This window comes from Albibacterium sp. (assembly GCF_035514885.1).
In the GTDB taxonomy this organism is placed as follows: domain Bacteria; phylum Bacteroidota; class Bacteroidia; order Sphingobacteriales; family Sphingobacteriaceae; genus Albibacterium.
The window spans coordinates 246,771-259,840 of record NZ_DATJCH010000024.1; the positions used below are offsets into that span (position 1 = coordinate 246,771).

Consider the following 13,070-nt stretch of genomic DNA (forward strand, 5'->3'; position numbering starts at 1 on the left):
TTATTAATATCTATAGTTCTCTGATTTGAAAGGTCCATTAACCGGAACACCAATATAATCAGCCTGATCCTGATCAAGTTCATCAAGCTCTACACCTATTTTAGCTAAATGTAAATAAGCAACCCGTTCATCGAGGTGCTTTGGTAAGGTATAAACTTTATTTTCGTATTGATCTGTATTTGTCCACAACTCAATTTGTGCTAAAGTCTGATTTGTAAAAGAATTACTCATAACAAAAGAAGGATGGCCGGTTGCACAACCCAGGTTAACTAAACGTCCTTCAGCTAATAAAATAATGTCTTTTCCCTCAATGGTATATTTATCTACCTGAGGTTTGATTTCTACTCTCGAATTGCCATGATTATCGTTTAGCCAAGCAACATCAATTTCGTTATCAAAATGGCCAATATTACATACCACTGCTTTATCTTTCATACTTAAGAAATGCTCCGGGCGAACAATGTTCTTATTTCCCGTAGCTGTTACAATTATATCAGCTTCCTTTACAGCATTGCTGAATTTCTTAACCTCAAAGCCTTCCATTGCAGCCTGTAATGCACAAATAGGATCTATCTCGGTAACAATTACACGAACACCCGCACTTCTTAATGATTCTGCGGAACCCTTTCCAACATCTCCATAACCAGCAACAAGCCCTACTTTTCCAGCTAACATTAAATCAGTTGCCCGACGGATAGCGTCTACCAAAGATTCACGACAGCCATATTTATTATCAAATTTAGATTTAGTAACAGAGTCATTAACATTGATTGCTGGAATAGACAAAGTACCATTCTTCATACGTTCATAAAGTCTGTGTACTCCGGTAGTAGTTTCTTCAGATAAACCTTTGATTCCACTAACTAATTCAGGATACTTATCAAGAACCATGTTCGTAAGGTCACCACCATCATCTAAAATCAAGTTTAATGGTTCGCGCTCTTCACCAAAATAAAGAGTTTGCTCGATACACCAATTAAACTCGTCTTCGTTCATTCCCTTCCATGCGTAAACAGGAATTCCCGCAGCGGCAATTGCTGCAGCAGCATGATCTTGGGTTGAAAATATATTACAAGATGACCAGCTAACTTTTGCGCCCAATGCAACCAAGGTCTCAATTAGGACAGCAGTTTGAATGGTCATATGTAAACAGCCGGCAATACGAGCACCACTTAATGGTTTTGAATCACCATATTCTTCGCGAAGCGCCATTAATCCCGGCATTTCTGCTTCTGCTAATTCTATTTCTTTTCTTCCCCATTCAGCTAAAGAGATATCTTTTACCTTAAAGGGTGTATATTGCGTTTCTACAGACATAGTTTTTAAATTTTATTAATTGCAAAAATACATCTTTAAGCCCGATTATCAAACTTCTATTGAACTGCAAGGCAATTACAATGCTTTCAGAATTAATGAAATGCAATAAATTCAGTTATTATTACATTCATTTGAAATATGGGTCTGGACTATGTAAAACACATGGTGTATATTTGTAGAAAGTTTTATTAAGAAAGGATAAAAGATGTACCCAGACTATTTGGTAGCGCCTATGCGCAAAGAATTAACAGATGTCGGCTTTGAAGATTTAACTTCTCCTGAAGAAGTAGAAACAGCCCTTAGCCATGACGGTTCTGTTCTAGTAGTTATAAATTCAGTTTGTGGTTGTGCTGCATCCAATGCACGCCCTGCTGCAAAAGTAGCTGTTCAGAATGAAAAACGTCCAGATAAGATCATAACCGTATTTGCAGGAGTTGCAACAGAAGCAGTAGAAAAGGCTCGTAGTTATATGCAGCCATATCCACCTTCATCACCCGCAATGGCATTGTTTAAAGATGGAAAGTTAGTTCATATGATTGAAAGACATAACATTGAAGGCAAACCTGCCCAAATGATTGCTGATAACTTAGTAGCAGCGTTCGACGAGTATTGTTAATACTCACTTTCATATAATTTATTGTTTTATTTATTAGCAAAGCTACTAAGGGCCTGTTTCCGTATTAATACAATACAGGAAACAGGCTTCTTTTTTATTATAAATCTTCATTAAGCAAACGTTCAAGATCTTCGTAACCAATATTCATGTTTACGTTTCCTTGTTTTGCATAAGAAATCTCACCAGTTTCCTCACTAACTACCACTGCAACCGCATCACTCATTTCTGTAACGCCAATGGCAGCACGATGACGAAGGCCGAATTGTAAAGGTAAATCCTCACTATCTGATAGTGGTAAAATACAGCTGGCCGTCTTGATTTTAAAATCAACAATTACCACCGCACCATCATGTAGCGGACTATGCTTTTGAAAAATACTCTCCAACAAACGTTTGGATACCTGAGCATCTATAAATTCTCCACTATTCTGGTAATATTCTTCATCAAAATACTTAGAAAAAACCAGAAGAGCACCCGTTCTTGATTTTTGCATGCTCCTGCATGCGTCAATAATTGGTTTCAATCGTGCCGTATTGTCTTTCTCAACATCATTCTTGTTTAAAAAAAGCGACATGAATAAACGGTTACGTCGAAGGGAGATATTTTTACCAATATGAAGGAGGAAACGTCTTATTTCCTGTTGAAACACAACAATCAAAGCGATAGACCCCACGCTTATGAAGCCCCCGAATATTTCGGTCAGTAAGCGCATTTCCGATTGCTTTACAACAATGTAAACCAGGTAAATTATGACTAGACCAACCAGAATATTAACAGCAATAGTTCCTCGGATAAGATTATAAACGTAGTAAATTATAATCGCCACCAAGAGTACATCAATGATATCAAGAAAGCGAATATTTAGAAAGCTCAGATCAAAATTATCCATAGTGCAAGTTAAAAAAAAACTTTCCAAAACATTCACTTTATGCTTAGATTTGATTTTTACGCTAGCTAACAAGAGAAATGAAGTTTACATGAAGGGATTGGTAATAAAATCGACAGGAAGCTGGTATCAAGTTTTGGCGGAAAATGGCAATACCTATGACTCCAGAATTCAAGGAAAATTTAGAATAAAAGATATAAAATCTACAAATCCTTTGGCGGTTGGAGACCATGTCGATATCATCGTTGAACCCGAACAATCTACTGCTGTTATCACTAAATTATATCCCCGAAAAAACTATATAATCCGCAGGTCTGTCAATCTTTCTAAATCGGTTCAAATTATAGCAACTAACCTCGATCAGGCTTTTTTGGTGGTTACTTTAGCAAGCCCTATGACTTCCTTAGGTTTTATCGACCGTTTCTTAGTTACAGCGGAAGCCTATGATGTTCCTGCTAAGATTATCTTCAATAAACTTGATTTATTTAGCGATGAGGGCCTGGAAATTTTGGATGAATTTGAATCTATCTATACTAAAATAGGCTACCCCTGTTTTCGGGTTTCTGCTTTAGAAGGTACGCATATAGATCAATTAAAAGCAGAATTAGTTGATAAGAAAACGTTGATAACCGGGCATTCCGGTGTTGGGAAATCAACACTTATTAATCGATTGATTCCCAATGCAGATTTAAGGACCGGAAATATCTCATCCTGGTCAGAGAAAGGGAAGCATACTACTACCTTTGCTGAAATGATTCCCTTATCTAAAGGAGGATATTTAATTGATACGCCCGGCATTCAAGAATTAGGAATTGTTGATATAGAAAAGCATGAACTATCACATTTTTTTCCTGAATTCCGCGACCGATTAAATCAATGCCGCTATAATAACTGCAAGCATATTAATGAGCCGGGCTGCTCCATTATGGAAGCTGTTAATGATGGCGATATTGAACCTAGCAGATATCAGAGCTATTTGAGTATCTACCATGGAAACGAAACCCGAAATTAAATGAGAGCTGTTATTCAGAGAGTTGCCTACGCAAAATGCAAGGTTGATGAAAATGTAAGCGGTGCAATCGAGAAAGGCTTATTAATTCTTTTAGGAATTGAAACTGATGATACCATGGAGGAATTACAATGGTTGGCAAAAAAAATTATACAGCTAAGAATATTTGGAGATGAAAATGATCTTATGAATAAATCACTGTTAGATATTGATGGGAATATCCTTTTAATCTCACAGTTCACCCTTTTTGCAGCCACAAAAAAAGGTAACAGACCCTCGTTTATCCGTGCGGCTAAACCAACTATAGCAATTCCTCTTTATGAGCGAATGATTCAAGAATTAGAGAATGGATTGGGGAAAAAAATCGCAACCGGAGTGTTTGGCGGAGATATGAAAATTGAACTACTAAATGATGGTCCCGTTACCATTATTATGAATACAAAAGATAAAGACAATTTCTAATGACTATTCAGGAAGCGCAAGAAATTATTGACAATTGGATCAATACAAAAGGTATCAGATACTTTAGTGAATTGACCAATACAGCAATATTAATGGAAGAAGTTGGTGAAGTAGCTCGTATCATGTCCAGAAAGTACGGTGATCAGTCTTTCAAAGAATCAGAAAAAGATATCGATTTGGGAGATGAAATGGCCGATGTATTATTTGTACTTATCTGTCTGGCCAATCAAACAGGAATCAATCTAACTGAATCATTGATTAAGAATCTTGAAAAAAAGACTATCCGAGATAGCGATCGCCATAAAAATAATCCGAAACTTAAACCCTAGCCGAGTTTCGATTCTAAATCTATATTTAAGTTATCATTACTGCCGTTCAAGGAGCTTTCTTCATCCATAAGCTTTATCAGCTTTCCATCTTTTAGAATTGGAATGGTATCGATAAGATCAATTTTTAAGCAAAAATCCACATCCTTTTCAATGTTCAATTTTTTCAAGCGTTCTCGGTGAGAAGATTTTTTTAAGTATCCACCCAAGTCACTCTTAGCAAGCTGATATAAGTCTAACGATGCGACAGCACCATCATCATGTATTTCGTAATCATGTTGAAGCTTCTCAACCACGGCGCCTGCAAATAACGTATCTTCTAAACAGAAGTTATCTTTCCACCCGGCACAAACCAATACGACAGATTCACTTTGCTTAGTAAGCCAGTTGCATAGAGCCGTTAAATTCAAAAATGAGCCAAGTACGACTTCCTTTGCATCCATAGAAAGACGGATAGATCGGGTTCCGTTGGTTGTCGTTAACACAATTGTCTTACCATCAATTTTTTCAGTAGTATATGAAAATGGTGAATTTCCAAAATCAAACCCTTCTACAACACATCCATCACGTTCTGCCGCCAATAAATACTCTTCGTTTTTATGCGACAGGCATTCCTCAATTGTTGATACTGGAATAATGGCTTTTGCTTTGTTATGGATGCCATAGCATATTGAAGAAGAGGCTCTAAAAATATCTATTATAACTGCAATTTTGCCATCTAATTTATGTAGAGGCAACATGGCTGGGGATAAACATACGCTTATCGTTCTGGATTTAAGTTCTTTAATCAATATGTATCTTTATTTTATAAATGGAGGTTTTACCACAACAGCTTTTACCGCTTTATTTCGGATATTCACGAATATTTCAGTGCCCTCTTTACTGAACTCTTTCTTAACATACCCTAAGCCAATCGGCTTTTGTAGTGTGGGTGATTGGGTTCCGGAGGTAACGCGACCTATATTTGTTCCTGAAGAATCCTGTAGTTCATAATCATGACGAGCAATTCCTCGTTCAAGTAATTCGAATCCAATTAGTTTGTTAACAATACCTGCTTCTTTTTCTTTCTTTAGATTCTCCGAATTAGTGAAGTCCTTTGTAAATTTTGTTACCCATCCTAATCCAGCTTCTAATGGTGAAGTTGTTTCGTCAATATCATTTCCATATAAGCAGAAACCCATTTCTAAACGGAGCGTATCACGAGCGCCTAAGCCGACAGGCGTAATTCCATATTCTTTGCCTGCTTCGAAAATAGCATCCCAAATAAGTTTAGCATTGGTATTCTCAAAATAGATTTCAAATCCTCCCGCACCCGTATAGCCTGTAGCAGATATTAATACATTCTTTATTCCCGCAAAAACGCCTTTCTTAAAGCTGTAATAATCCAATGCCGACAAATCAATATCAGTTAATTTCTGAAGAACATCGATAGATTTCGGACCCTGAACAGCAAGTAAAGATGTCTTGTCAGAAATGTCTATCATTTCAACACCTTCAGTATTGAATTTTGATATCCACTCCCAATCCTTCTCTATATTTGAAGCATTGACAACTAATAAATAAGTTTTTTCGTCAATACGGTATACAAGAATATCATCTACAATTCCACCTGTTTCGTTAGGCAGGTAGGTATATTGAATCTTTCCATCAAATAATTTAGATGCATCATTGGCACTAACCCGTTGAATCAGATCCAAGGCTCGTTCGCCTTTTAAGATGAATTCACCCATGTGGCTTACATCAAAAACGCCTACTGAACTACGGACAGCCTCATGCTCGCTATTTATCCCTGCATATTGAACAGGCATATTAAAACCGGCAAAGGGAACCATTTTAGCACCTAGAGAAATGTGTACATCAGTTAAAGCAGTATTCTTCATTATTGATTATTAATTATAAAATTCTCGCAAAACTACATAAAACCTCGTAATTAACTAAACATTTCAAGTTGTAAAGAATTGGTGCGAAAAGTTTTACGATGATATGGGCTCAAACCATATTCTGTTACTGCTTGCCGATGTTTCATGGTAGCATAGCCTTTGTTATTCTGCCAATCATATTGAGGGTATTGGATAGCTAGGTTTGCCATAAAATCATCCCGATAGGTTTTTGCCAGAATAGAAGCTGCGGCGATTGATAAATACTTGCCATCTCCTTGAATAATACATTCGTGGGGTATTGTGCGATAGGGCTTAAAGCGATTGCCATCAATAATAAGAAATGACGGGGAAACCGACATCAAATCCAACGCACGGTGCATGGCAAGAAAAGAAGCATTTAAAATATTGATTTCATCAATCTCCTCAGCATCCACCTGTCCAACCGCATATGCAATGGCTTCTTTCTGAATTAATTCTCGTAAAGCATAGCGCTGCGAACTCGTTAATTTTTTTGAGTCATTTATTCCCACATACCTAAAGTCCGGCGGGAAGATTACTGCCGCAGCAAAAACGGGTCCTGCCAAACAACCTCTTCCTGCTTCATCGCAGCCGGCTTCAATATGTTTATTCTGAAATGCTGAATATAGCATAGTGTCTTCTTAATGCGCTTCTAACCAATTTTTTCCAATTCCTATTTCCACTACAATAGGAACTTCCATCTTTATTGCATTCTTCATCCGAGATCCAACAATCTCTTTAAAGATATCTATTTCATCTTTTGGTACATCAAAAACAAGCTCATCATGAACCTGCATTGTCATTCTGCCCTTTAATCCTCTTTCCTTTATATCGTTATGAATCCCAATCATAGCAACCTTAATCATATCAGCAGCAGATCCCTGAATTGGTGCATTAATTCCATTTCGTTCTGCAAAGCCCCGAACGGTTGCATTCTGGGAGTTAATATCCCGCAAGTACCTTCTTCGCTTCAATAAGGTCTCTACGTAGCCATTCTCTCTTGCAAAAGCGATGGTATTATTCATATAGGCTTTAATACCCGGATATTGTATAAAGTACTGCTCTATCATATCTGCAGCCTCGCGTCTTGGTATTCCTAAATTCTGAGATAATCCAAAAGCAGATTGCCCGTAAATAATTCCAAAATTAACCGCCTTAGCATTTCTTCGCATAGCAGAAGTTACCTCATCTAAACCAACGCCATACACCTTAGCTGCAGTTGCAGTATGAATATCTACTCCTTCTATAAACGCTTCCCGCATTGCTTTATCGCCACTTATTTCTGCAACGATCCGTAATTCAATCTGAGAGTAATCCGCAGCCATAATCACATGATTATCATCCTTGGCAACAAAAGCTTTTCGTACTTCCCGACCACGTTCAGTTTTAATAGGAATATTCTGAAGATTAGGATTCGTTGAGCTCAGTCTTCCGGTAGAAGCAACCGCCTGATTAAAGGAAGTATGTATACGTTCCGATTTTACATTTAAAAGCTGAGGAAGTGCATCTACATAAGTCGATTTTAGCTTTTGTAATTGCCTGAAATTTAAAATATCCTGAACGATATCGCTTTTAGAAGCTAATGCAAGTAAAACATCTTCTCCTGTCTGATATTGTCCTGTTTTAGTTTTCTTAGCTTTCGGATCAAGCTGTAATTTGTCAAAAAGTACTTCGCCTAATTGTTTAGGAGATGCTATATTAAATTTAACACCAGCCTTCTCATGGATCTGGCATTCGTGCTCAGAAATTTCTAGTGTAATGATCTTGGAAATTTCTCCCAAAACATTTACATCCAGGCATACCCCCTCACGTTCCATAGATGCCAAAACATAAATAAGTGGAAATTCAACCTCATTCGCTAATGAAAGGGCATCTATTTCTTCTAAAAGAGGCATAAAAGTCTCTTTTAACTGCAAGGTTATATCGGCATCTTCAGAAGCATATGGCCCAACCGTTTCAACAGGGACATCACGCATATTTCCTTGCTTCTTACCTTTAGAACCAATAAGTTTGGTAATTGAAATAGGTGAATAGCCCAGGTAATTCTCTGATAAAACATCCATATTATGTCTTGAATCAGCATCTATCAGATAATGAGCCAACATCGTGTCGAAAAGCTTGCCTTTAACTTCAATATCATACCAGCTTAATATCAGGATATCATATTTCAGGTTCTGGCCTACTTTTTCAATGGCTTCATTTTCAAAAATCGGTTTGAAAAGATTGACCACACGAAGGCATTCTTCCCGATTTTCAGATACCGGAACATACCAGGCTTTTCCAACTTCTACAGCAAAAGAAAGACCTACCAAATCACAGCAATTGGCATCAGTTCCAGTCGTTTCAGTATCAAAACAGATTGACTTCTGCTGGCTTAAGTAGGTAACCAGTTCATCAATCTCTTCAGTCGTTTGAGCAATCTTGTAGTCATGTTCGGTATTATCTATGTTCTTACCAACTTCCGGAGCAATATATTCTGATTTATCGATGCTGCCGACTGTTTGCGGCTGGCTAAATAAATCAATCTGAGTACCATCTTGTAATTTAGACTCATTGACGTTAAAGCCTTCACCGAAAACCCGTTTACCTAAAGTTCTGAATTCAAGCTCAGCAAATAAAGGCTCAAGTAATTCTTTGTTAGGTTCCTCCAGCAGCAAGGATTTTTCATCAAAATCAATGGGAACATCCAGTAAGATGGTTGCCAGCTTTTTGGAGATTATCCCCTGCTCTGCAAAATTCTCAATGTTCTCACGCTGTTTCCCTTTTAACTCATGACTGTTTTTAATAATTCCTTCTATGCTGCCATATTCCTGAATAAGCTTTTTGGCAGTCTTTTCCCCAATACCCGGGATTCCTGGAATATTATCTACCGCATCTCCCCATAAGCCAAGAATATCAATCACCTGTTCAACCCTTTCAATCTCCCACTTTTCCAATACTTCTTTGACACCATGAACTTCAGCTCCATTACCCATCCGGGCAGGTCTGTAAAGCAATATATTTTCCGAAACCAGCTGAGCAAAATCTTTATCCGGTGTCATGCAATATACCGTAAAGCCTTCCGCTTCTGCTTTCTTTGCCAAGGTTCCGATAATATCATCTGCTTCAAAACCATCGTAGGTAATAACCGGAATGTTAAACCCCTCGATAAGCCGATAGATATAAGGAATTGCCGCCGAAAGGTCTTCAGGCATCGCTTGTCGATGAGCTTTATAAGCCTCAAATTCAATATGACGTGCAGTTGGTGCTGCTGTATCAAAAACCACTGCAATATGTGAAGGGTTCTCTTTCTTCAATACTTCTAAAAGAGTATTCGTAAAACCCATAATCGCAGAGGTATTAATGCCGGCTGCTGTAAAGCGAGGGTTTTTACTTAATGCAAAGTGAGCGCGATAAATCAGCGCCATTCCATCTAATAGAAAGAGTTTTTTCACCAGGTTTTAATTTTTTATATATTTCATTAAATCGAAGCCAATATCTGTTCTGAAGTAACGTCCGTTATAGAAGATTCTTCCAGAGTCAGCCGTAGCCTGTTGTAAGGCTTCAAAAAGGTCATTCCCCAAGGCTGTAACAGCAAGCACGCGCCCACCATTTGTTTGTACAGTGCCTTCTTTTAATGTGGTTCCTGCATGGAAAACAATCGATTCATGTATGTTCTCCAATCCGGTAATTACCTTACCATTTTCATACTTTTCAGGATACCCTCCAGAAACCAATACAATCGTAGCAGCGGTCTTGGCAGATAAAGTTAATGTTTTCTCATGTAAGTTTTGATTAGCAACTCCAGAAAGCAAATCAACAAGGTCACTTTCTATCCTTGGTAAAACACTCTCAGTTTCCGGATCGCCCATTCTCACATTGTATTCAATCAGGTAAGGATCATCATTTACAATCATTAAACCTAAGAAGATAAATCCTTTATAAGGTATTTGCTCCGCCTTTAATCCTTCAATTGTAGGAATGATAATTCGATCTTCTACCTTTTTAAGAAATTCATCGCTCGCAAAAGGAACCGGAGAAACCGACCCCATACCTCCTGTATTTAGGCCTTTATCTCCTTCACCAATTCTTTTATAGTCTTTCGCTGAAGGCAATATTTTATAAGAATTACCATCGGTAAGTACAAAAACAGAAAGTTCAATTCCATCCAGGAACTGTTCTACTACAACCATATCGCCAGCTTCTCCAAATTTAGCATCCATAAGCATGGATCTTAATTCAACTTTTGCCTCTTCGCGGTTTTCACAAATCAATACTCCTTTTCCGGCAGCCAGTCCGTCTGCTTTTAAAACAATTGGTAAACTATGGTTATCCAGGTAGGCTAACCCTTCTTGCAAAGTTTCCTTTGTAAATGTTTCTGAAGAAGCGGTAGGAATACCATACTTATTCATAAATCTTTTTGAGAAATCTTTACTGCCTTCTAATTGAGCCCCAGCCTGCTGTGGGCCAACTACGGCAATTTTGGCTAGATCCGGGCGACTTAAAAAATAATCATGAATTCCTTTTACCAGTGGTTCTTCCGGACCCACAAGCACAATGTCAATTGCATTCTCAATCGAAAAAGCAGCAATGCCTTCAAAGTCAGTAACTTTTAAAGGAACGTTGATGCCATAAATACCTGTGCCGGCATTTCCCGGAGCAATGTATAATTTATCAATTTGTTTGCTTTGGGAGATTTTCCAAGCAAAAGCACATTCTCTTCCTCCTGAACCTACTATTAAAATATTCATATTTTATTTATTCGTTGCCTTATGTAATTTAAAAACTCAAATATTTACAAAGATATTTTTTTTATAACATTAACCTGTTTATTAAGGCAATTTCTTAATAAACCTTATTTACTGCTCCTCCAATAAATTGTATCTTTACATTTCTTTCAAAATAGCTCAAAAAATGGAAACTTTAAAAGTAACGATAAACGAACGTATGGCCTTGATTGGCTTAGATCGTGGAAAATCGAATGCCATTAATTTGAAAATGCTTCAGGAATTGAATACTCTTTTAAAAAGTATTGAAAGCGATGATTCCATAGCCGGAATTATTTTACACGGTAAAGAGCGTTTCTTCAGTTCTGGTTTGGACCTGATTGAATTATTTGACTATAACGAAAAGGAGATTCAAGAGTTCTGGATTCTCTTTTTAGAATTTGTAAAAAACTTTGTAGGCTTTAAAAAGCCCAGCGTTGCAGCCATTAGTGGCCATAGCCCCGCTGGCGGATGTGTATTGGCTCTTTGCTGCGATTACCGGATTATGAATGAAGGCGACTTTATTATCGGATTGAATGAGGTGCCGGTAGGAATCATTGTTCCGGATAGTATTTTTCACTTATATAGTTTTTGGATTGGACAGGCAAGAGCCTATCGCAATCTTTTAGAAGGCAAACTCTTCAGCCCCCAACAAGCTTTAGAAATCGGTTTAATCGATGAGCTTGTTAGTCCGGATAAATTAAGAAGCAGATCAGAAAAGCAATTGCTTCTATACTTACAACAGGATGCAAATACCTGGCAGCAAAGCAAATTAAACATGCGCAATGATTTAATAAGTCAGATGGGAAATACGTCTGATGAAATATTGAATAGCATTCTAAAACAGTGGTGGTCTCCTTCTACCCGCTCTATTTTGAGAACCATTATCAGCAACCTAACAGGTAACAAGAATGGAAGATAACAACCATAATCGCGGTGCATTTCGGGATGATGCGCTGAAAGGAAAAACCTTCGTAATAACGGGCGGAGGAACTGGATTAGGAAGAGCAATGGGAACCTACTTTTTAAAGTTAGGTGCAAATTTAGTCATCACAAGCCGCAAGTTTGATGTATTAGAAGCAACGGCCAAGGAATTAGAAAAAGAAACAGGAGGTAAGGTATTAGCCATTGCTTGTGATGTTAGAAACTACGAAGAGGTCGAAAATCTTTTAAAGGAAAGCATAGCCCGTTTCGGAGAAATTAACGGTCTTGTAAATAATGCAGCCGGTAATTTCATTTCCCCAACAGAACGTCTCTCTGCAAATGCATTTTCTTCTATCATTGATATTGTTTTAAAAGGAACGGTTAATTGTACATTGGCATTTGGTAAACATTGGATTGCAGCAAAACAAGCTGCCAGCGTTTTAAATATTGTAACGACATATGCTTTTACAGGTTCGGGATACGTAGTTCCATCGGCCGCAGCAAAAGGAGGCGTAATTTCCTTAACCAAATCCCTTGCTGTAGAATGGGGAAAGTATGGAATAAGACATAATGCAATAGCACCCGGTCCTTTTCCAACAAAAGGAGCATGGGAACGTTTGTTACCTGGCGACTTAGCCGAGAAATTCGATTTCAAAAAACGAGTTCCTCTTAATCGTGTAGGCGATCATCAGGAGCTGGCTAATTTAGCAGCCTTTTTACTATCAGATTTCTCCGGATACATCAATGGCGAAATAATTACCATTGACGGTGGCGAATGGTTGCAAGGAGCGGGACAATTCAACGATCTAAAAGAAATTCCTGATAAAATGTGGGACTCGCTGGAGGAACAGATCAGGAAAACAAAGAAGTAATAAATAAACCTGAAT

At 37.8% G+C, this 13,070-nt stretch carries 13 protein-coding genes; 6 read left to right on the forward strand and 7 right to left on the reverse strand.

Features of this window, described 5'->3' with window-relative positions:
* Positions 1-3: 3 nt before the first annotated feature.
* Positions 4-1,317, reverse strand: a complete 1,314-nt coding sequence (ahcY, locus tag VL047_RS12220) for an adenosylhomocysteinase (protein ID WP_325360954.1) — start codon at positions 1,315-1,317, stop codon at positions 4-6.
* 205 nt (positions 1,318-1,522) lie between these two features.
* Between ahcY and VL047_RS12225 the strand changes: the two genes are divergently transcribed.
* Entirely contained in the window at positions 1,523-1,933 is a 411-nt protein-coding gene (locus VL047_RS12225; protein ID WP_325360956.1) for a BrxA/BrxB family bacilliredoxin, read from the forward strand.
* Between the two features lie 97 nt (positions 1,934-2,030).
* Here the strand turns inward: VL047_RS12225 and cdaA are convergent, their stop codons facing one another.
* Positions 2,031-2,822 carry a diadenylate cyclase CdaA gene (cdaA, locus tag VL047_RS12230; RefSeq protein ID WP_325360957.1) on the reverse strand — a complete coding sequence of 264 codons (792 nt, stop codon included), beginning with the start codon at positions 2,820-2,822 and terminating at the stop codon, positions 2,031-2,033.
* Between the two features lie 88 nt (positions 2,823-2,910).
* On the opposite strand from cdaA, the gene rsgA reads away from it, so the two are divergent.
* From rsgA to VL047_RS12245, 3 genes are read left to right on the forward strand one after another with little or no spacing between them, the layout of a single operon-like run.
* Positions 2,911-3,831 (forward strand): ribosome small subunit-dependent GTPase A, encoded by a 921-nt coding sequence (rsgA, locus tag VL047_RS12235; RefSeq protein WP_325360959.1) that lies wholly within the window; start codon positions 2,911-2,913, stop codon positions 3,829-3,831.
* Complete coding sequence (dtd, locus tag VL047_RS12240) at positions 3,832-4,290, forward strand: D-aminoacyl-tRNA deacylase (protein WP_325360961.1); 459 nt, start codon at positions 3,832-3,834, stop codon at positions 4,288-4,290.
* The gene (locus VL047_RS12245; protein WP_325360962.1) at positions 4,290-4,619 is read left to right on the forward strand and encodes a nucleotide pyrophosphohydrolase; all 330 of its coding nucleotides are present in this window, start codon (positions 4,290-4,292) and stop codon (positions 4,617-4,619) included. The genes dtd and VL047_RS12245 overlap by 1 nt, the downstream gene beginning before the upstream one ends.
* Here VL047_RS12245 and VL047_RS12250 read toward each other — a convergent pair.
* Genes VL047_RS12250 through purD form a run of 5 tightly spaced genes read right to left on the reverse strand, consistent with a single transcriptional unit; the run spans position 4,616 to position 11,244 of the window.
* A complete protein-coding gene (locus VL047_RS12250) occupies positions 4,616-5,407 on the reverse strand; it encodes a 2-phosphosulfolactate phosphatase (protein WP_325360964.1) in 792 nt (263 codons plus the stop codon). The genes VL047_RS12245 and VL047_RS12250 overlap by 4 nt on opposite strands.
* A 9-nt stretch (positions 5,408-5,416) precedes the next feature.
* Positions 5,417-6,496: a glycine cleavage system aminomethyltransferase GcvT gene (gene gcvT / locus VL047_RS12255; protein WP_325360965.1), complete on the reverse strand. Its 1,080-nt coding sequence runs from the start codon at positions 6,494-6,496 to the stop codon at positions 5,417-5,419.
* 50 nt (positions 6,497-6,546) lie between these two features.
* The gene (locus VL047_RS12260) at positions 6,547-7,146 is read right to left on the reverse strand and encodes a ribonuclease HII (RefSeq protein ID WP_325360967.1); all 600 of its coding nucleotides are present in this window, start codon (positions 7,144-7,146) and stop codon (positions 6,547-6,549) included.
* A 9-nt stretch (positions 7,147-7,155) separates the two neighbouring features.
* Entirely contained in the window at positions 7,156-9,948 is a 2,793-nt protein-coding gene (polA, locus tag VL047_RS12265) for a DNA polymerase I (RefSeq protein WP_325360969.1), read from the reverse strand.
* Positions 9,949-9,954: 6 nt separating this feature from the next.
* Positions 9,955-11,244: a phosphoribosylamine--glycine ligase gene (gene purD, locus VL047_RS12270; protein WP_325360970.1), complete on the reverse strand. Its 1,290-nt coding sequence runs from the start codon at positions 11,242-11,244 to the stop codon at positions 9,955-9,957.
* A gap of 163 nt (positions 11,245-11,407) precedes the next feature.
* Between purD and VL047_RS12275 the strand changes: the two genes are divergently transcribed.
* A complete protein-coding gene (locus VL047_RS12275) occupies positions 11,408-12,181 on the forward strand; it encodes an enoyl-CoA hydratase/isomerase family protein (protein WP_325360972.1) in 774 nt (257 codons plus the stop codon).
* Entirely contained in the window at positions 12,171-13,055 is an 885-nt protein-coding gene (locus VL047_RS12280) for an SDR family oxidoreductase (protein ID WP_325360974.1), read from the forward strand. The genes VL047_RS12275 and VL047_RS12280 overlap by 11 nt, the downstream gene beginning before the upstream one ends.
* The last annotated feature ends 15 nt before the right edge of the window (positions 13,056-13,070 follow it).

Bases quoted from the DNA above. Each gene is read 5' to 3' on its own strand.
- rsgA (WP_325360959.1), top strand. From the start codon at position 2,911: ATGAAGGGATTGGTAATAAAATCGACAGGAAGCTGGTATCAAGTTTTG.
- cdaA (WP_325360957.1), bottom strand. From the start codon at position 2,822: ATGGATAATTTTGATCTGAGCTTTCTAAATATTCGCTTTCTTGATATC.
- VL047_RS12280 (WP_325360974.1), top strand. From the start codon at position 12,171: ATGGAAGATAACAACCATAATCGCGGTGCATTTCGGGATGATGCGCTG.
- dtd (WP_325360961.1), top strand. From the start codon at position 3,832: ATGAGAGCTGTTATTCAGAGAGTTGCCTACGCAAAATGCAAGGTTGAT.
- VL047_RS12275 (WP_325360972.1), top strand. From the start codon at position 11,408: ATGGAAACTTTAAAAGTAACGATAAACGAACGTATGGCCTTGATTGGC.
- ahcY (WP_325360954.1), bottom strand. From the start codon at position 1,317: ATGTCTGTAGAAACGCAATATACACCCTTTAAGGTAAAAGATATCTCT.
- purD (WP_325360970.1), bottom strand. From the start codon at position 11,244: ATGAATATTTTAATAGTAGGTTCAGGAGGAAGAGAATGTGCTTTTGCT.
- VL047_RS12225 (WP_325360956.1), top strand. From the start codon at position 1,523: ATGTACCCAGACTATTTGGTAGCGCCTATGCGCAAAGAATTAACAGAT.
- VL047_RS12260 (WP_325360967.1), bottom strand. From the start codon at position 7,146: ATGCTATATTCAGCATTTCAGAATAAACATATTGAAGCCGGCTGCGAT.
- gcvT (WP_325360965.1), bottom strand. From the start codon at position 6,496: ATGAAGAATACTGCTTTAACTGATGTACACATTTCTCTAGGTGCTAAA.
- VL047_RS12245 (WP_325360962.1), top strand. From the start codon at position 4,290: ATGACTATTCAGGAAGCGCAAGAAATTATTGACAATTGGATCAATACA.